The 18013-nt window shown below is 58.5% G+C and carries 18 protein-coding genes; 9 read left to right on the forward strand and 9 right to left on the reverse strand.

Going from position 1 to position 18013, the window contains the following annotated elements; all coding sequences use genetic code 11:
* Positions 1 to 17 precede the first annotated feature (17 nt).
* The 7 genes from thrB to nadA all read right to left on the reverse strand — a co-directional run bounded on the left by thrB (position 18) and on the right by nadA (position 6430).
* Positions 18 to 899, reverse strand: coding sequence for a homoserine kinase (thrB, locus tag WCX49_RS09830; RefSeq protein WP_345984914.1), 882 nt, complete (start codon positions 897 to 899; stop codon positions 18 to 20).
* 9 nt (positions 900 to 908) lie between these two features.
* A complete protein-coding gene (locus WCX49_RS09835) occupies positions 909 to 1361 on the reverse strand; it encodes a hypothetical protein (protein ID WP_345984915.1) in 453 nt (150 codons plus the stop codon).
* The gene (gene lpxC / locus WCX49_RS09840; RefSeq protein WP_345984916.1) at positions 1354 to 2238 is read right to left on the reverse strand and encodes a UDP-3-O-acyl-N-acetylglucosamine deacetylase; all 885 of its coding nucleotides are present in this window, start codon (positions 2236 to 2238) and stop codon (positions 1354 to 1356) included. Before lpxC ends, WCX49_RS09835 begins: the two co-directional genes overlap by 8 nt.
* Positions 2239 to 2320: 82 nt before the next feature.
* A complete protein-coding gene (locus WCX49_RS09845) occupies positions 2321 to 3691 on the reverse strand; it encodes a M23 family metallopeptidase (protein WP_345984917.1) in 1371 nt (456 codons plus the stop codon).
* Complete coding sequence (locus WCX49_RS09850; protein WP_345984918.1) at positions 3688 to 4617, reverse strand: DHH family phosphoesterase; 930 nt, start codon at positions 4615 to 4617, stop codon at positions 3688 to 3690. Before WCX49_RS09850 ends, WCX49_RS09845 begins: the two co-directional genes overlap by 4 nt.
* The gene (nadC, locus tag WCX49_RS09855) at positions 4617 to 5405 is read right to left on the reverse strand and encodes a carboxylating nicotinate-nucleotide diphosphorylase (RefSeq protein ID WP_345986803.1); all 789 of its coding nucleotides are present in this window, start codon (positions 5403 to 5405) and stop codon (positions 4617 to 4619) included. The genes WCX49_RS09850 and nadC overlap by 1 nt, the downstream gene beginning before the upstream one ends.
* A 26-nt stretch (positions 5406 to 5431) precedes the next feature.
* Positions 5432 to 6430, reverse strand: a complete 999-nt coding sequence (nadA, locus tag WCX49_RS09860; protein WP_345984919.1) for a quinolinate synthase NadA — start codon at positions 6428 to 6430, stop codon at positions 5432 to 5434.
* A gap of 131 nt (positions 6431 to 6561) precedes the next feature.
* On the opposite strand from nadA, the gene plsY reads away from it, so the two are divergent.
* The 5 genes from plsY (at position 6562) to WCX49_RS09885 (ending at position 9949) form a co-directional block, all read left to right on the forward strand.
* Positions 6562 to 7176, forward strand: coding sequence for a glycerol-3-phosphate 1-O-acyltransferase PlsY (gene plsY / locus WCX49_RS09865; protein ID WP_345984920.1), 615 nt, complete (start codon positions 6562 to 6564; stop codon positions 7174 to 7176).
* A complete protein-coding gene (locus WCX49_RS09870) occupies positions 7176 to 7502 on the forward strand; it encodes a dihydroneopterin aldolase (protein ID WP_345984921.1) in 327 nt (108 codons plus the stop codon). Before plsY ends, WCX49_RS09870 begins: the two co-directional genes overlap by 1 nt.
* A gap of 80 nt (positions 7503 to 7582) precedes the next feature.
* The gene (gene hsrA / locus WCX49_RS09875) at positions 7583 to 8254 is read left to right on the forward strand and encodes a homeostatic response regulator transcription factor HsrA (RefSeq protein WP_345984922.1); all 672 of its coding nucleotides are present in this window, start codon (positions 7583 to 7585) and stop codon (positions 8252 to 8254) included.
* Positions 8233 to 9540: a HAMP domain-containing sensor histidine kinase gene (locus tag WCX49_RS09880; RefSeq protein ID WP_345984923.1), complete on the forward strand. Its 1308-nt coding sequence runs from the start codon at positions 8233 to 8235 to the stop codon at positions 9538 to 9540. The genes hsrA and WCX49_RS09880 overlap by 22 nt, the downstream gene beginning before the upstream one ends.
* Positions 9541 to 9691: 151 nt before the next feature.
* Positions 9692 to 9949, forward strand: coding sequence for a YfhL family 4Fe-4S dicluster ferredoxin (locus tag WCX49_RS09885; protein WP_345984924.1), 258 nt, complete (start codon positions 9692 to 9694; stop codon positions 9947 to 9949).
* A gap of 35 nt (positions 9950 to 9984) precedes the next feature.
* On the opposite strand, the gene WCX49_RS09890 is transcribed toward WCX49_RS09885, so the two are convergent.
* A complete protein-coding gene (locus WCX49_RS09890; RefSeq protein ID WP_345984925.1) occupies positions 9985 to 11313 on the reverse strand; it encodes a cation:proton antiporter in 1329 nt (442 codons plus the stop codon).
* A gap of 128 nt (positions 11314 to 11441) precedes the next feature.
* Here WCX49_RS09890 and WCX49_RS09895 point away from each other — a divergent pair, with 128 nt between their 5' ends.
* Positions 11442 to 12914, forward strand: a complete 1473-nt coding sequence (locus tag WCX49_RS09895; RefSeq protein ID WP_345984926.1) for a Ppx/GppA phosphatase family protein — start codon at positions 11442 to 11444, stop codon at positions 12912 to 12914.
* A gap of 42 nt (positions 12915 to 12956) precedes the next feature.
* On the opposite strand, the gene bamA is transcribed toward WCX49_RS09895, so the two are convergent.
* Entirely contained in the window at positions 12957 to 15200 is a 2244-nt protein-coding gene (gene bamA, locus WCX49_RS09900) for an outer membrane protein assembly factor BamA (protein ID WP_345984927.1), read from the reverse strand.
* Between the two features lie 130 nt (positions 15201 to 15330).
* On the opposite strand from bamA, the gene WCX49_RS09905 reads away from it, so the two are divergent.
* From WCX49_RS09905 to WCX49_RS09915, 3 genes are read left to right on the forward strand one after another with little or no spacing between them, the layout of a single operon-like run.
* On the forward strand, positions 15331 to 16164 hold the full coding sequence (locus WCX49_RS09905) for a prephenate dehydrogenase (RefSeq protein ID WP_345984928.1): 834 nt from the start codon (positions 15331 to 15333) through the stop codon (positions 16162 to 16164).
* The gene (locus WCX49_RS09910; protein ID WP_345984929.1) at positions 16161 to 16760 is read left to right on the forward strand and encodes a hypothetical protein; all 600 of its coding nucleotides are present in this window, start codon (positions 16161 to 16163) and stop codon (positions 16758 to 16760) included. The genes WCX49_RS09905 and WCX49_RS09910 overlap by 4 nt, the downstream gene beginning before the upstream one ends.
* Entirely contained in the window at positions 16757 to 18007 is a 1251-nt protein-coding gene (locus WCX49_RS09915) for an NAD(P)/FAD-dependent oxidoreductase (RefSeq protein WP_345984930.1), read from the forward strand. The genes WCX49_RS09910 and WCX49_RS09915 overlap by 4 nt, the downstream gene beginning before the upstream one ends.
* The last annotated feature ends 6 nt before the right edge of the window (positions 18008 to 18013 follow it).

Genomic DNA, 18013 nt, shown 5'->3' on the forward strand with positions numbered 1-18013 from the left:
TTCCTTGAATGAGCGTTTCAGCGTTCGACCGTCAAACCGTTGTTGTCCAGGTTGAGAATTTTAACCGCAAACTGGGGAAAACGCTGTTCAAGCTTAGCCGCCAGTCCCGCCGCATCCTCGTCGTAGCACAGCGAAAAGAACGTTGAACCGCTTCCGGAAAGCGTGCTCATCAACGCACCCTGTTCGTACGCCGCCTTCTGAATCGTAAACAGTTCCGGCATCATTTTCATCCGCGTTTTCTGGTGAAAACGGTCCTGGGTCGCGATCTTAAGCATCTCCCAGTCCTCGTTGAAGAACGCGGCCACCGTCAACGCAGCGTGCGAGACGTTGAAGACGGCGTTCTCTTTGCTGTAAGACTTCGGAAGCGTCGTACGCGACTTCGCCGTCGAAATCGGCTTGTCGGGGATGACCACGACCGCCCGCAGGTAATCGGGCAGGTGTTTTTTCTGCGAGAAGACCTTGTTCTTCTCCACCGTGGCGACGTTGAAACCGCCCATGACCGCCGGCGTGATATTGTCCGGGTGCGATTCGTAGACGAGAGCATGGTTCAATATCCGGCGCTTGGAAACGCGGACGCCTGCCGCCTCGTGCGCCGTGGCAATAGCACTGACGATCACGGCCGATGAGCTTCCGAGCCCCCGGGAAAGGGGGATGCTGTTGTAAAACTGGAACTTGAAATTCTGTTTTTTGTGCGTCAGGCGCTGATAATGCTCGTTGAAGATGCTCACGAACATGTTGTTCCCCTTCAGACGGGGGTTGCTTTCACCTTCGCCCTTGATGGAAACGCTGAAAAAACGCGACGGTTTGAATTCGACCCGGTTGCGCAGGTCGACGGAAAGACCGAGGGTGTCAAAGCCCGGTCCGAGATTGGCGCTGGTCGCCGGAACGCTGATAATCAATCGTGCTCCTTAACCGACGGCTCCTATCCCGTAGTACGGCAGGGCATCGTCGGAAAAATCATTGAGATTCAGGTGGGACGGAAGGCTGAAATCCGCCTCAACCGGCGTTTCGAACTTTTGCGTCTTGATTGTGTCCGCCATTTTAACGAAATAGAGCTTCCCAACCGCTTTGAGCGGACGGTTCCCGTTAAAGTAAAATGCATCTGCCGCAAGCAGCCGTGCTCCCAGCACAATACTGAGGGTTTTGAGGTAGAGGTAGGCGATCTTGATCGCCATAAAACTGCCGGGTCCCTTGGCGTAGACGAGATGGCCGAGGGTGTATTTTTTCAGAATCGTCTGAAAGAGTTCCGGGAGGGAGTCGGAGCTCTGTTTCGTACTCTCGTAACGCTCGACGAGTTCCCCGTCCTTGTAGATCCCGACGACGATCGGGGTGGTCAGTGCAATGACGACGGCATCATGCATATGCTTTGGCCATCGCCTTCGCTTCCGCCGTCGCGATCTCGACGACTTCGTAATTCGCGGGGTCTTTGAGCAGCTCAAGGGTCAGCTTGTGGTTGAGGTCGTGACTGCCGGCAAACGCCTCGTACTCCCCGATAAAATTGATGCCGATCAGCGACATGTCGCCGATGGCGTCAAGGATCTTGTGGCGGACAAACTCGTTGCTGTAGCGCAGTCCCTCAGGGTTGAGCACCTTTTTTTCATCAAGCACGACGGCGTTTTCCAGGCTGCCGCCGAGGGCCAGCCCCTTGGAACGGAGGTACTGTACCTCGTGCAGGAAACCGAAGGTACGGGCGCGGGCGATCTCCGCCTTGTAGGTTTCACGGCTGAAATCGAGGTCGAAGTGCTGCTCGGAAATGACGGGGTGCTTGAACCGGATGGTGAAGTGGTAGCGCAGGTCATTCGAAGGCATCAGCTTGACGTACTTGTCGCCGTCCTTGATCGTCACTTCTTTCTTGATCCGCATAATGCGCTTAGGCGCATCCTGTTCGACCGTTTCCGCTTCATCCAGCAGGAGGCAGAAGCTCGCACTGGAGCCGTCCATGACGGGAACCTCGTCCGCGTCGACGATAATGCGGAGGTTGTCGATGCCGTAGGCGTAGACGGCGGAGAGAAGATGCTCGATCGTGGAGATGACGTAGCCGTCTTTGCCGATGACCGTCGCCATCTGCGTATCGACCACGTTCTCGGGTTTGAGGGGGATGGAAACGCCGACATCCTTGCGGACGAAGACGATCCCGCTGTCCGCTTCGAGAGGCTCGAGGCGGAGGCGGACCGGAGAGCCTTTGTGCAAACCGATTCCCACCAGTTCAACCGGTTTTGCGATCGTCGTCTGTTTCATGCGTCCCCCTTAGGTACAGCGTATTTGTGGCATTATAGCCAATAAACGTGAATAAATTGTGATAAACCCGCGCTCCCGCCCCTTAGCGGCGGCGGTCGATCACTTTCTTCGCCTCTTTGATGACGTCGGTGACATTGAGGCGGATCCACTGCTTATCCATCCACTCTTCGGGGCGCACTTCGACCCCCTGTACCAGGACGCCGAAGTGGAGGTGGTCTCCCATGGCATAACCGGTCATCCCCGTATTGGCGATGTGCGTTCCCGCATCGACGTGTTCCCCCTGGGTGACGTTGACGTTCGAACAGTGGCCATAGAGCGTGTAAAGTCCCAATCCGTGGGCGAGAATAGGCATATTCCCGTAGATACCGTTCTCGTCGGCAAAGACGATCTCGGAGGGGTTCTGGATCTTGATCTTGCCCATTTTCACGCTGGCGAGGTCGAGCCCGAGGTGCCAGGATTCGCTGACCTTCTCGCCGTTGTAGTAGTAGAGACGGTGGTCGCCGAAACTTGCCACCACCTGGCCGTTGCGCAGCGGATAGAATGGCTGCTGCGCGAAACCGTCGACCTGGGTCTCGCCGACTTTCGAGGTGATATTGTGGATCAGTTCCTCATTCTGGGCCCGCATAGTCTCGTTCACATAACGGAAACGTTCGATCATGTCGGCATTGGCAGGGGCACCGTACATCTGCGCGAGATCGGAGACCTTGCCATTGAGGAAATGGTCGCTGAGCTTGATCTTCGAGACACGGTACTGCTTCTCCTGGAGGTGCAGCGGGATGTACGCCTTGGCACGGTTGCCCGCGACGTCGGTAGCGATGACATAGGCCCGGAAGCGCTCGGCAGTCACCGGCCACGCGATCAGCGCGACATAGTAATTCGTCGCATAGAAGGGTTCTGCTTTGAAACGGCGTCCGAAACTCGTCTCGACATAGAGCTCTTCAAGGTTCTCATCCTCGGCTTCAAAGACAACAAGGGCCGACCCGCCCTGCGTGATCTTGTAGGAGTTGGCGATAATGCCGACTTTCGGGCGGTGCGCATCGATCTTCAGGGTCACACGCTGAACGGCACGGTTGCCGGCGAAAAAGTTCCAGCGGCTGGCGTCGCGCGCTTCCACTTCCAGGGTCACGACATCGGTCTGCTTGCCGATCGTGCGGGCCGGGACCTGCAGCTCAAACTGTTTGGACATCTCCGGCGCAGGCGTCTTCGCCTCGGTAAGGACGGTCTGGCTGCTGCCGCTGGTAAGGGTGATCTTGTATTCGAGTATGCCGCTCTGGTCGTCAATGGAGACCTTGAGCGGGGCTTCGCCGTTCCAGTAGCCGCTGTTCTCGATGCGGATGTCCGGGACGTCGCGTTCGAACGCATCGGACGTATAGAGGTAGACAGCGCCCCCGATGATTGCCAGCAGGATGCTCAAAAACATAATCCCGCCGTACCCTTTTTTTCTTCGTCTCATTCCAACTCCTTTTCAATTATGTCAACAACTTTGGCCGTCAAGGCATCCAGGGTCGTTCCCGTCGCCGTAAAGCCCGACGCAAAATGGTGGCCGCCCCCGCCGAAAGCCGCCGCGATCACACCGACATCGATGCCGTCATCCGTACGGAGCGCTACTTTGAGCGAACCGTCTTCGCGCTCGCAAAGCATCAAAACGACGCTGACCGTCGGCAGTCCGAGGACCTCCTGCAGCACGTCGTCGCAGGCCGTCTCCTCCGCGCCGCTCTGTGCGAACATCTCCCGGGTCACCTGCAGCAGCGCAATACGCGCATCGCCCAGAAGGGAGAGCCCGGAGAGTATCAGCGCCTTCAGGCGCAGGTTCGAAAGAGGCCGGCGCAGAAAAAGTGCCCGGTTGACCGTGGCAACCTCGGCACCGGCCCGGGTAAGTTCTGCAGCCATCTCAAAGACCGACGCATCCGTCCGGCGGCTCATGAACCCCAGGGTATCTTCGGCGATCCCGGCATAGAGGGCCGTCGCCATCTTGGCATTGATTTTGATCCCTTCGGACCTGAACCATGCCATCAGAACGGCCGTGGTACTGGCCGCTTCCTTGTCAATGAGCTTGAGGTGGCCGAACCCGTCGCTGCTGCTGTGGTGATCGACATTGATCACCGTACACTTCGGCAGGACGCCCAGGCGCTCGGAATCGCCGCAGTCGAACGCAATGGCCAGGTCGGCCGCATCACTCCAGCGCGACGTGATCTTATCCGCCCACGGTAAACAGAACAATCGTTCATCAATTGTTTCGCTGGCGCAAAAGAGCGTCACGCGTTTGTGCAGCCGAAGCAGGTGGGCGTACATGGCGCATGCGCTGCCCAGGGAGTCCGCGTCCGGGTGCACGTGGGCAATGAGTGCGATGTGCTCCGCCGCTTCGATCGCTTCGCGCATCAGTCCATTTTCATGGAGAGGTCGATCCAGTTGGCCTGATGGATCAGCGAGCCGGTACTGATGGCATCGACCCCGGTGGCCGCATAGGACTCGATCGTTTCGAGGGAGATGTTCCCGCTGGCTTCGAGTTTGATGTAGGGGAAGTTCGTATTTTTGTAGACGACCACTTCGCGCAGCTGCACGGGGGTCATGTTGTCGCACATGACGATATCGGCCCGCACGTCCATCGCCTTCTTCGCCATCTCGAAGGTCTCCGCCTCGATCTCGATCTTCGCGGTGTAGGGGATCTTTTTACGGGCCGCGGCCATAAAGGCGTCGAGGTCCTTGATCGTGCGCAGGTGGGTATCTTTGAGCATCAGACAGTCATCGAGCCCCATGCGGTGGTTCACCGCCCCGCCGATGCGCGTCGCGTACTTTTCAAAGTTGCGGAGCATCGGGCGGGTTTTGCGCGTGTCGAGCAGCTTGGTGCCGTAGGGTTCGATCAGGTCCACGTACCGGCGGGTCAGCGTTGCGATCGAGCTGGCATGCAGCATCATATTGAGGATCGTGCGTTCACACCGCAGGAGGGTATGCGAGTCCCCGCTGAAGTGGGCGATCACGTCGCCTTTTTGAAAGCGCTCTCCCTCCTTGACGAACCATTTGACATAGATGCTTTCCATCTTCGCCAGGGTGTCGACGTAAAGCACACCGGCCAGGACGCCGTCGCTTTTTGCATAGATCTTGGCCGACGCCTCGATGGCCTCCGAAACCCGCGCATAGAGATCCCCGCGGCCGACATCTTCAGCCATCGTCTCTTCGATAAAACGTTCGATATTCACAGTGCCATCATCCGATCAAGGGCGACCTTGGCCCATTTGCGTGTCTCTTCGTCCACGTGGATCTCATTGATCGGTTCCCCGTCCTCGATCGACTTGAGGGTATTGTAAAGGTCCTCGAGCGTCGTTTCGTTCATCGTCGGACACTCCGGCTTCGTCGACGAAAGGACGTAGGTGTTCTTGGGGCGCAGGCGGTTAACGAGGTTGAACTCGGTCCCGACGGCAACCTTCTGATCCTCGGGCAGCTCGGCGATGTATTTGATCAACTGCGACGTCGAGCCGGTAAAATCGGCTTCGGCGACGATCGCCGGGTCGCATTCGGGGTGGACGGCGATGAGGATGCCAGGGTACTTTTTGCGGTAGAACCGGATATCGTCGACGCTGAAGAGCTGGTGTACGGAACAGAAGCCGTCGTAGCAGATGATGTCGGCGTCGGCAAGGTTCTCGTCGATCCCGATAACGGCGGACTTGAGCCCCATCATATTCGCGATGTTCTGGCCCAGGCAGCGGTCGGGCACGAAAAGGATCTTTTTGCCCTCTTTCAGAGCCGTCTCGATGATCATCTTCGCGTTGGAGCTCGTACAGACCATCCCGCCCATCTTGCCGACCTTGGCCTTGACGTCCGCGTTGGAGTTGATGTAGGTGATCGGCAGGATGTTCTCTTTGGCGATCCCTGCCGCTTCCATCTTCTTGACGGATTCGTCGTAGTAGAGACTGTCGATCATCCGGGCCATGGCACAGCAGGCGATCTTCGGCATGACGACCCGTTTTTCCGGGCTGAGTACCTTGACGCTCTGGCCCATGAAGCCGACCCCGCAGAAGACGACAAACTCGCTGTCGTCCGCCATTGTCTTTTTGGCCAGTTCCAGCGAGTCGCCGGTAATATCGCCCATTTCAAAGACTTCGTCGCGCTGGTAGAAGTGTGCGACGACCGTGACGCTCAGCTTCGCTTTGAGCGCGCGGATCTTCGCTTTGAGTTCTTCGGTATTATCCGTCAAATCATCTCCCCTCTCTGTCTGGTATCGGGCCGCCGCCAGCGGTACGCCGCCCGGAATATTAATGGAATTATAACCAAAGCGTCGTTACCATATCCCTTATAATTCATATCTACTCTCAAGGCCCCGTGTTTATGGACTTTCTCTTCAATTCCAATGTACAGTTCTACCTGCTGGCTTATTTCGTAGGCGGTATCCCCTTCGGACTGGTCCTGGCCAAGTTCTTCGCCGGCGTCAACATCAAAGAGAGCGGCTCGAAGAGCATCGGTGCGACGAACGTGCTGCGCGTCGTCAAAGAGAGCAACCCCGCCCTCGCCAAGAAACTGGGGATCGCGACACTGGTCCTCGATGCCCTTAAAGGGGTCGTCGTCTTACTGATCGCAAAAGCGTTCGGGATGAGCGAAGCGGCCCAGTGGGCCGTGGCCGTCCTGGCCGTCGCCGGCCACTGTTTCAGCCCCTACCTCTGGTTTGAAGGGGGCAAAGGGATCGCAACGGGCATGGGCGTCATGCTCGTCATGCTGCCGCTGGAGACGCTGATCGCCCTGGCGGTCTGGGGGATGATGGCCAAAACGGTCCGCATCTCCTCCGTCTCGTCGCTGACCGGCGTGCTTGCACTGCTCGTGTCCAGCTTCTTTATTCACCCGGAGATGGCACACGCCCCGGTTACCCTGATCGTCGTGCTCCTCTTTTACAAACACATCCCCAACATCGTCCGTCTCGTCAAAGGCGAGGAGAAACGCGTCGTCTGATGACCATCGAGATCCGCGCCCTCACCTTCGACTGCATCATCGGCATCCTCGATTTCGAGCGGGTCACCCCGCAGCGGGTCGTCATTGATACGGTCATCGACTACGACTACGACGGGGAGCAGTTCCTCGACTACGCCGCCATCGCGGCGCATATCAGAACGCGGATGCGCGAGGGAGAGTTCGCCCTTGTCGAAACCGCGCTCCAGGTCCTCACCGATACCCTCAAAATATCATTTCCCGCCATAAAAAGCCTCTCTATCACCATCGCCAAACCCGACATTCTCCCCGACTGCAGGGTCTCTGTCACAAAAAAATCCAATTTTTAAAGAAAATTGAAAAAAAGTTTAAAATTTTCTAAAACTGTGCTATACTTCGCGAAAATTTTCAACAGTTAGAGGATTAATGCATGCGCATTTTGATCATTGAAGATGAGATCACACTCAACAAAACTCTTGCCGAAGGGCTCAAAGAGTTTGGATACCAGAGCGACGTCGTCGAAACCCTCAAAGACGGTGAATACTACCTCGATATCCGCAACTATGACCTGATTCTGATGGACTGGATGCTTCCGGACGGAAACAGCATCGACATTATTCCCGACATCAAAGCCAACACACCCAAAACGGCCGTCGTCGTCCTCTCCGCCCGTGACGACAACGAGAGCGAAATCGCCGCACTTCGCGCCGGTGCGGACGACTTTATCCGCAAGCCCTTCGACTTCGACGTCCTCGTCGCCCGCCTGGAGGCGCGCCTGCGCTTCGGCGGCAGCAACATCATCGAGATCGAAGACCTGATCATCAACCCCGAAGAAGAGAAGATCATCTACAAAGAGAAGGAGATCGAGCTCAAGGGCAAGCCGTTCGAGGTCCTGACACACCTGGCGCGCCACCGCGACCAGATCGTCTCCAAAGAGCAGCTGCTCGACGCCATCTGGGAAGAGCCGGAACTCGTCACACCGAACGTCATCGAGGTCGCCATCAACCAGATCCGCCAGAAAATGGACAAACCCCTCAGCATCACAACGATTGAAACCGTACGCCGCCGCGGATACCGTTTTTGTTTTCCGAAAGAAGCATAAGAAACCGGTTTCTCATCCAGCTCATCGTCGCTTCGGCGGCGCTGCTGATCATCTTCTCCTCCATACTCTATTTTTACATCCGGCAAAATATTTACGACGAAAAACAGCTTGAGATGCTGCAGTTCGCCAAGAACATCACCGCATTTCAGTCCCTCTCCGACACGATGAGCAACGATACCGACCCCCTGCTGGGTGTCAGCGTCGAACTGATCCGCTACGATTCATCCGATACCGAACCGCATTTCTTTGACGACAGCAGCGAGGGGCGCGACTACCTGATTCTCCTCTACCCCTTCGAGCAAGCCCAGCAGACCTACCTCAAGGTCTCCAAAGATATCAGCACGATGAAGAAACTGCTCAAAAAGATCCTGCGTTCGATCTTTATCATCAACGCCATCGGCTTCTTTATCATCGTGCTCTACGCGATCGCCCTCTCCAAAATGCTGACGATCCCCATCCGGCAGCTCAGCCACCGTCTGTCCAACATGAACGAGCACCTCGTCCGGCCGATCCGCGTGGAGCACCTCCCCGAGGAGTTCGAACCCCTCGGCATCACGATCAACCGCCTGCTCGGACGGATCCAGAACTTCGTCAAGTACCAAAAAGAGCTCTTCATCGGCGCCGCGCATGAGCTCAAAACCCCCCTGGCGGTCATCAAGCTCAAGAACCAGGTCACCCTGATCAAAAAACGTTCTCCCGAAGAGTATATCGAGGCGATCAAAAAGACGAACGAAACCGTCGACGAAATGAACAAGATCGTCGCCGACATCCTTAATATCGGGCGTCAGGAGGGGGCGCAGCTCGAAGCGCCGGTACGCCGGGACATCATCGACATGCTCCGGCGCAAGGGGGAAGACTTCACCCTGCTCGCCCGTGCCGAACAGAAGACGCTCGAATACGACCTCCAGCCCGAAACCTATGAGGCGACGATCCAGGAGGGACTGCTCAACCAGATCCTGCAGAACTTCCTGCAAAACGCCGTCAAATTCACGCCCGAAGGGCGCAAGATCACCCTGACCAGCCGCGCCGAGGGGGAAGACCTCGTGATCAGGGTGATCGACGAAGGGTGCGGGATCGACGATAGCGTCGACCTCTTCGCCCCTTTCAAACGCCTCGGGAACAAATCCGGCGTCGGCCTGGGACTCTTCCTGGCCAAAAGCGCCGCGGATGCCATGGGGGCGGAGATCTCCCTGCGCAACCGGACCGACGGTGTCGACGGCACGGAAGCGACGCTGGTGCTGCGCGCTAAGCTCTGCTGCCCGCTTCCCCTGCCCAAGAAAAAATAGGGCGGACTTTCCATCATATTTATCACGAAATCTAATCTCTACAACACCTTTCGGGCGAATGTTTTCCGCTTCAAACTCACCAAAGGTTTCTTCTGCTATAACTCGCAATTAAATTACTGACGCTAGCGCGTCAAAGATAAATGAGGTATGTATGTCCCTGCTGATCAACGATGAATGTATCGCCTGCGATGCCTGTAGAGAAGAGTGCCCGACCGAAGCGATTGAAGAGGGGGACCCGATCTACATCATCGACCCCGACCGCTGTACCGAATGCGTCGGTACCTATGACGAACCGGCGTGTATCGCCGTCTGCCCGGTCGACTGTATCGTCCCGGACAAAGACAACGTCGAGACCGTCGCCGAGCTGAAGTTCAAACACGACCAGATCATGGCCGAATACGAGGAGTAATCGCTCCTTCTCCCGATCCATGCGGGTCGGGAACCCTACCCCCTGTGTGCCTGCGCCGCAGCTGACGCCCGTCTGCTTTTCAGGACAAAGTACCCCCACAACGTCACACCGTAACCGAAGATACTCAGCATAACGACACCAATGGTCACCGATTCGAAGAGCGCCTTATGGGCAAAGCTGTCGGGGATCATATGCACGAGGATGATCGAGAGCGCCCCCTTCATCCCGCTGAAGGTGAGAATGAACCACCCCTCGAACCCCACCGGCTTGATCAGGTTGAACCGGTGGCCGAAAAGGGCGAACTTCGCCATGGAGAGGGCCCGGATCAGCGTCGTGGCGGCGAACATGGCGAGGATCTCGTACCGGTAGTGCCAGAGCTGTTCATAATCGACCATTTCCGCCAGGGTAAAGAAGATCATGACCGTCGCCAGGTAGCCGAACTCCTTCGCCATCTCGAAAATATACTCCAGGCGCTGTTCCGTCGTCGCCTGATAACCGCCGAAACGGAGCTGATGATAAAGCTGCTCAAGCCGGTAGCTCTTCGTTTTGCGCGCTTCTCGGGCTTCGCTGCGCCGCAGATCGGCATCGATCCAGGCTTTCGTGGCGATGATGGCCGCGATAAGGGTCAAAATGCCGCTGACGTGCATCTCTTCACCCAGCACGTAGGCCGCATACCCTTCCACGACAAAGATGAAGAACTCCCCGCGCTGATGCTCGACCAGCTTCATCATCAGGTAGAACCCGAAGCCCATCGCGATCCCCAGGCCGAGACTGACCGCGAAGACCCGCAGCGCGTCGAACGAAGCTGCCGCCGGATCGATCGACCCGCTGAGCATCCACGGCAGCCCGACGAAGAAGAAGGCGATGACTGCCGTGGCGTCGTTGCCGAGCGATTCGCCCTCGATCAGCACCTTGAGGTCATGGCCGATCCCCTCAAAGCGCGACAGCACGGACTGCACGCTCACCGCATCGGTCGCCATGTTGATCGCAAACAGCGCCACATAGCCGCCCAGGCTCAGCGGGGCGAAGAGTTCCAACTGGTACAGGCTCGCTCCCGCCGCGATGGAGAGCGCTACGGCGAAGACCGCCAGGTAGAAGATCTCGAAGCCGAAACGCCGCACATCCGCAAAATGCAGGTGCAGCGCATCCCCCATAAAGATGAGCGGGATACAGAGCAGGATCACGGTATCGAAGTGGAGCCGCAGATCGAGCGGAACGGCAGCGGGCAGCAGGTGGTAGACGAGGTAAGAACCGATCAGCAGCAAAAAGACGGCGGGAACCTTCAGACGGTCGGCCAGTGTATCGGAAATAACGACCACGGCCAAGAGGGTAATCAGCATGATTTCGGGGGCAAAAGAGTGCATGGACCTTCCTGTTTTCGCCATTATAGCGTGTCGTCCGGGCGCCGAAGGCCTCAAACGAAGCGGCCCGTACCCAACCTTGGCGGACTCTGAGGCGGATTTTTGTATAATCCGCTCAAAAAGGCTCACTTATGGCGAAGCGCACCGCGATCATCGATATCGGGTCCAACTCCGTACGGATGGTCGTCTTCGAAAAAAGCAGCCGCTTTGCCTTCTCCCTGCTGCATGAGTCCAAAAGCCGCGTCCGGATCAGCGAGGGTGCCTATGCAGCCGGCGGGACCCTTCAGCCCGATGCCATCGAACGTGCTTTGAAAGCCCTGGGAGAGTTTTTGAGCATCGCCCGCTCCTACGGCAGCCGCAAACTGCTCTGCGTCGCGACCTCCGCCGTCCGTGATGCGCCCAACCGTGCCGAATTTCTTTCCCGTGCCAAAAAGGAACTCGGCCTGCAGATCAAGGTGATCGACGGTGAGAAAGAGGCCTACCTCGGTGGGGTTGCGGCCGCCAACCTTCTGCCCTCCATGGCGGCCCGCACCATTGACATCGGCGGCGGTTCCACGGAGTACGCCTGCATCGCGGCAGGGAGTGTCATGCAGAGCGCTTCGCTCGACCTTGGGACCGTCCGGCTCAAGGAGCTTTTCTTCGACCGGGGCGACGTCGAAGGGGCCAGCGCCTACATCGATACCCAGTTCGCCGCGATGCCGCCGGTGAGCAGTCCGATCGTTATCGGGATCGGCGGGACCTTCCGCGCCCTCGCGCAGATCATCCAGAAAAACCAGGCACATCCGATGAAGAAGCTGCATGCCTTCACCTTCGGCGCGGATGCCCTGATGGCGCTGGGAAAGAAGATCGTCGCCGCGCCCGACGACGCTTCGCTCAAACAGCTCGGGGTAAAAAAGGAACGCTACGATGTTATCCGTCCCGGGACGCTCATTCTCATGCGCTTCTTGCAGCATGTCGGCTGCGAGACCCTGGTCACCAGCGGGGCGGGGGTACGCGAAGGGCTCTACCTGACCGACCTCCTGCGCCACAACCGCCACCGCTTTCCTGAGGGGTACAACCCCTCCCTGCGGTACCTGCTTGACTGCCATACGATCGAAACGACCTTCTCCAACCAGCTTCCGACCGTAGCCATGCGGCTCTTTGACCTGCTGCAACCCCCCATGGAGCTGCCGGCAGAGAGCCGCCGCCTGCTCAAGATCGCGGCGCAGCTGGCCAAAGTCGGTGCGTCGGTCCATTTTTACTCCTACCACAAGAACAGCCAGTACCTCGTCGAAAGCGCCCTGGAGTACGGCTACAGCCATGAGGAGATCATGACCGTGGCGGCACTGGTCCGTTACCACAAGAGCCGCAAGATCGCCAAGCCGTTCCAGAGCGACTACCAGCGGCTCCTGCCCAAGGCGAAGATTCTCAACCGCCTCAACCTCCTGCTGGCTCTGGCCGACGCCCTGCTGACCCACCGCCCGCACAATATCGACTTCACCCTGACGCTCGACGAAGCCGGCGCTCTGCACGTACGCGCCACAGAAGGTGCACACCTCTATCTTGCAAAAGAGCAGATCGAACGCCTCGGGATCGAGAAAGAGCTGACGGTATCTATCGATTAGGCAACGGCCGCCCGGCCGTGTTGAAGGTCAAAGCGCCGGAGGTTAGAAGCGCTGACCGATGGTGAATTCGAAGTGGGAGATCCGGTCGTCCGTTTCCGGGTTGATCGGGTTGGCGAAGACCAGCTGCAGCGGCCCCATCGGAGAGAACCACTCCAGTGACACCCCGTAGCCGCCGCGGGAGAATTCCGACAGCGAAGAGGTACCGATCCAACCCCAGTCCAGGAAGGTCGTCAGGCGCATCTTCGCTTTCGGGGCCAGCGGGAAGCTCAGCTCCGCGTTGTTCGAGAAGGTCTGCTTCCCGCCGATCCGGACATTGTCGCCGGAGGTGGCATTATAGTAGTACGGCATCGAGTATGACTCATACCCGCGAACCGAACCGAGCCCACCCATGTAGAAGCGCTCTGCCAGCGGCAGGTAGCCCGTATCACGGGCGAGGTAGTAGCGCGCCTTGTAGCGGAAGATAAGGTCGAACCCGAGCCACTCGTCGAGCCCGTTGTACTTGCTCAGTTCCGTCCGGCTTTTGACATAGTCCGCCTGGGCCCCGAGCCCGGCACGCTCGATACTCTCCGAGACCGCCCAGCCGCGCCGCGCCACGTAGTAGTCATCGGTGTTGTCGAAGCTCATGGCGACCGAGACGGCGCTCTTCGCATAGCTCTCGAAGAAGCGCTGCTGATCCTGGGTATAGAGCGACAGGTTCGCATCTTCGTAGTTGACGTTGGAGTAGGTGTAGTTGAGGAAGCCGGAGATGTAGCGGCTGAAACGGTGACCGGTCCCCAGCGATACCCCGTCGGAGTGGGTCGTGTAGTCGTTATACTGGAAATCGCTGTAGAAGATCGAGAAGTTTCCGCTGAAATCGCTGTCGTTGAGGCGCGGGTTGGAGATATTGAACGAGTAGTTGTTCGAACGCTGCGAACGCTCCAGGCGCAGGCCGACGTTGATCCCCGATCCGAAGATGTTACGGTCGCTGACGCCCACGCTGAGCATGAACCCGCCGTAGCTGCCGTACCCGCCCCCGAGCTGGATATTGCCCGTCGGTGCCTCTTTGACCTTGACGACCAGGTCCATGGAGTGGTCGTCGACCCGTTTCTCCTCGATCGTGTTGGCGTCGAAATAGCCGGTACGCCCCAGGGCATTGCGCGAATCCTGCAGGTCCGTCAGCGAATAGAGGTCGCCCGGCCCCAGGTAGAGCTCCCGGCGGACGATACGGTCGAGGGTCCGGTTGTTCCCCGCGATCACGACGTTGCGGATCCACACCTTCTCGCCCGGGATGATGCGGTAGATCACCTCGAGGGTCCCCTCTTCCTTGTTCTTGCGCAGGTCGGGGAGGACGCGGACATAGGCGTACCCCAGGTCCGCGATCTTCGTTTTGATGCGCTCGGAGTCCTCACGGAACGTTTTGATGTTGAAGGGCTTTTCCGTTTCCAGGGTGATGACGTCACGCAGCTCGGTGTCGTCGATGACGTGGGTCTGCTGGTGCAGCTCGATCGCCTTGGTGATATAGACCTGCCCCTCGGTGACCTGGTAGCTCATCTCAGCCGTATAGTCGTCAAAATCGATCCGGGTGAACGGGGCATCGACCTTCGCGTCCATATAGCCGTGCTGCATGTAGGTATCGCGGATCCGCATCGGGTCGTACTGCAGCTGGTCGAGCATCATCTTCCCGTCGTTGCGGCCCCAGAACCACCCCATGAACTGGTGCTCTTTGTTGGCGATGTTGTCGTCGAAGGTATCGGGGTCGAGTCCCTCCACGCCGCTGAAACTCAGTTTTTCAATCAGGATCGTTTCCCCTTCGTTCACGACGAAGGTGACGCCGACGGAACCGTTGTCAAGGTGCTCGGTTTCGATCTCGACGACGGAGTCGATCTTCCCCTCCTGCGAAAGGTTGTCGACGATGCGTTTCTTGGCCGCCTCGAGTTTTTTGGGATCGTAAAGGGTCCCTTTTTTCAGCTGGACGACATCGCGCAGGGTGTCCTCGTCCTTCTCTTTCCAGCCCTTGAGCTCGATACGCGAAATGACCGGTTTTTCTGTGAAATGGAATGTGAGCGTGCCCGCTTCGAACGTCGCGTAGATGTCCGTAAAGTACCCCTGCCCGAAGAAGCGTTCGATGGTCTGGTCGACCTTCTCCGTCTCCAGCGGCGCCTCCGCTTTTTGCACCAACAGCTGTTCGGCCACCCCTTCGGAGATGTGGACCAGCCCTTCGAATTGTACTTTTTCAACGGTTTCGGCGGCGAACGCAAGCGTCGAAACCGTCAAAAACACCGCTATCAGTGCCGACCAGTGTTTCATCAGAACCCTATTTGCATCTATTTTCTTGTTTTTAAGAAGAAGGATTCTACCAGCCCGCAGGTTAATAGGACGTAAAAAGCCCCCTCTAATCCTGCGGGCGCTACAATTAGCGCGACATTAAGGAGGCGTAATGACACTGGGAATTATCGGACTGGGACTGATGGGCGGCTCGCTGGGGATGGACCTGCGGCAGCTGCCTTTCGTCAATGAGGTGATCGGACACGACCACAACGCCTCCCACTGCGACACGGCGCTGGAGCTGGGACTCGTTGACAAGGTCGTCGACTTCGACACGCTCCTGCAGTGCGATACGATCTTCCTCTCCGTCCCCGTCGACGGCATTATGAGCATTCTGCAGCAGATGCCCGGCCGTATCAAAACGGACGCGACCGTCATCGACCTCGGCAGTACCAAGGCCCGTATCGTCGAAAGCATCCCGGAGAGCATCCGCCGCAACGTCATCGCTGCCCACCCCATGACCGGGACCGAGAACTTCGGTCCCAAGGCAGCCATCACGGGACTCTACAAGGACAAGGTCGTCGTCCTCTGCGACATGGACGAGTCCGGTAAGCGCCAGCAGGAGACGGCTGTGCGCCTCTTCTCGGGCCTGCACATGCGGCTGCATTACATGCGCGCCCACGACCACGACCGCCATGCCGCGTTTATCAGCCACATGCCCCACGCCATCTCCTACTCCCTGGCCAACACGGTACTGAACCAGGAGGACAAGTACAACATCCTCGCCCTGGCCGCAGGGGGTTTCCGCTCCATGAGCCGCCTGGCAAAGAGTTCGCCCAATATGTGGGAAGATATCTTCCGCCAGAACAAAGAGCACCTCCTCGAGGCGATCAACCTCTTCGAAGATGAGCTCAGCGCCATGAAAAAGGCGATCAAAGAGGAGGCGTGGGACGAAGTACACGATCGCCTCGAGACGGGCAAAAAACTGCACGAGATCCTTTTATGACCGAAGCCAACACGATTCTCCCCCAGAATCTGCAGGACTTAATCGCCAACCTCTCCTATGTACAGGCCGTACCGCTGGGGACCCAGCAAGGCATCCCCTTCGTCGCCGTCAAGGTCGCCGACACCAACAGCAAACTGCTCGAGGACAACGCCGTCACCTGCGAGTTCAAGCCCTCCATCTTCAACGTCGACTACAAGGGGCATACCCTCGCGCTCTGTATCGTGCAGTTCCGTCTCAACGGCTCCGACCGCCACATCTTTACCGCCAGCTACGACCTGCATAACGACAAACAGTACAGCGACTGCCACGACCTCCTCGCCATGACCCAGTACGGCCTGCTCGTCGCCACGGCCGAGGTGCACACCTTCTTGCAGTTCGATACGAACTTCGAAGGGACCTTCAACCCGCAGCAGGTCCTGGCCCAGGCCCGCTCCGCCGCCACCGATTACGACCCGCTGCTCTTCAGCGAGGTCTCCTACGGTCTGACCATGCAGGCCGATACGCCTGCACACCTCTGGGAGTACCTGGAGCAGATCGCCCCCGCCCTGCACCGCTGGTACGCCCGGATGCAACTGGAATCCGAAAAGGTCGAATGAACGCCTTCGACGTCATCGTCACTGGCAGCGGCGCCGCAGGCATGATGGCCGCTATCGTTGCGGCCCGCTGCGGCAAAAGGGTGCTGCTGCTTGAAAAGCTCTCCAAACCCGGCGCCAAGCTCAAAGCGACCGGCGGCGGCCGCTGCAACCTCACCAACACCCTCGACAACGCCGCGTTTATGGCCCGTTTCGGCCGCGACGGCCGCTTCATGACCCCGGCGCTGGACGCCTTCGACCACAAAGCACTGATCGCTTTTTTCAATGAGATCGGCGTCGAAACCCATGCCCCCGACGGTTATAGGGTCTTTCCCGTCACCCACAGTGCGGAGACGATCCTCTCGGCGCTGGAGAAGGAGCTCGAACGCCTCGGCGTCGAGGTGCGCTGCAAGCAGAAGGTCGTCACCGTCGAGCATGACGGCGGGCATGTGACCGGGGTGAAAACGGAGACGGACGCCTTCAGCGCCCCCCATGTCGTACTTGCCACCGGGGGGCTCGGCTACCCCCAGCTCGGTGCCGAAGGGGACGGTTATGCCCTCTCCGAGCAGGCGGGCCACACTGTCACCGCGCTCTACCCGGCCATGATGCCGCTCAAGACCAAAGAGACCTGGGTAGAGCACTGCCGCGCCGATACGATCCCCAAGGTCACCATCAGGGTCGATCTGAAAAAGGCGAAGAAACTGCGCGCGACCGGGGACCTCATCTTCACCAGGAGCGGTATCCGGGGGCCTGCCGTCCTTGACTTCGCCCGCGACGTCACCCCGCTGCTGGAGACCTACGGCGAAGTGCCGCTGCTGATCAACATGACGAAGGGGATGACCGAAGACGACCTGCTGAAGCATTTCAAGGTGTACCAGGGGGGCCATCCCGATGCCGTCACGATCGACCTCGTGCAGAGCCTGCTGCCCGAAGCCCTCGCGCTTCAGCTCTGTGCCCTCGCCCACGCCGACCCGCAGGCGAAGTTCAACAAACTCGACGGCAAGATCCGCAATGACCTCATCCGCCTCCTCGCCTGGACCCCGCTCACCGTCACCGGCCACGACGGTTTCAAGATGGCGATGATCACCCGCGGTGGGGTGTCGCTCAAGGAGATCCGCCCCGAAACGATGGAGAGCCGGCTGCTCAAGGGGCTTTACTTCTGTGGCGAGCTGATGAACCTCGACGGCCCCTGCGGCGGCTACAACCTGCAGTGGTCCTTTGCCAGCGGCTACCTCGCCGGGCAGCTGGGGATGATTCCGCACGCATCCTGACCCTTC

This window comes from Sulfurimonas sp. HSL-1656 (assembly GCF_039645585.1).
GTDB lineage: Bacteria > Campylobacterota > Campylobacteria > Campylobacterales > Sulfurimonadaceae > Thiomicrolovo > Thiomicrolovo subterrani.

Bases quoted from the DNA above. Each gene is read 5' to 3' on its own strand.
- bamA (WP_345984927.1), bottom strand. From the start codon at position 15,200: ATGAAACACTGGTCGGCACTGATAGCGGTGTTTTTGACGGTTTCGACG.
- lpxC (WP_345984916.1), bottom strand. From the start codon at position 2,238: ATGAAACAGACGACGATCGCAAAACCGGTTGAACTGGTGGGAATCGGT.
- nadC (WP_345986803.1), bottom strand. From the start codon at position 5,405: ATGGCTGAAGATGTCGGCCGCGGGGATCTCTATGCGCGGGTTTCGGAG.
- WCX49_RS09885 (WP_345984924.1), top strand. From the start codon at position 9,692: ATGTCCCTGCTGATCAACGATGAATGTATCGCCTGCGATGCCTGTAGA.
- plsY (WP_345984920.1), top strand. From the start codon at position 6,562: ATGGACTTTCTCTTCAATTCCAATGTACAGTTCTACCTGCTGGCTTAT.
- WCX49_RS09915 (WP_345984930.1), top strand. From the start codon at position 16,757: ATGAACGCCTTCGACGTCATCGTCACTGGCAGCGGCGCCGCAGGCATG.
- WCX49_RS09890 (WP_345984925.1), bottom strand. From the start codon at position 11,313: ATGCACTCTTTTGCCCCCGAAATCATGCTGATTACCCTCTTGGCCGTG.
- WCX49_RS09835 (WP_345984915.1), bottom strand. From the start codon at position 1,361: ATGCATGATGCCGTCGTCATTGCACTGACCACCCCGATCGTCGTCGGG.
- hsrA (WP_345984922.1), top strand. From the start codon at position 7,583: ATGCGCATTTTGATCATTGAAGATGAGATCACACTCAACAAAACTCTT.
- WCX49_RS09905 (WP_345984928.1), top strand. From the start codon at position 15,331: ATGACACTGGGAATTATCGGACTGGGACTGATGGGCGGCTCGCTGGGG.
- WCX49_RS09850 (WP_345984918.1), bottom strand. From the start codon at position 4,617: ATGCGCGAAGCGATCGAAGCGGCGGAGCACATCGCACTCATTGCCCAC.
- WCX49_RS09895 (WP_345984926.1), top strand. From the start codon at position 11,442: ATGGCGAAGCGCACCGCGATCATCGATATCGGGTCCAACTCCGTACGG.
- WCX49_RS09910 (WP_345984929.1), top strand. From the start codon at position 16,161: ATGACCGAAGCCAACACGATTCTCCCCCAGAATCTGCAGGACTTAATC.
- WCX49_RS09870 (WP_345984921.1), top strand. From the start codon at position 7,176: ATGACCATCGAGATCCGCGCCCTCACCTTCGACTGCATCATCGGCATC.
- WCX49_RS09845 (WP_345984917.1), bottom strand. From the start codon at position 3,691: ATGAGACGAAGAAAAAAAGGGTACGGCGGGATTATGTTTTTGAGCATC.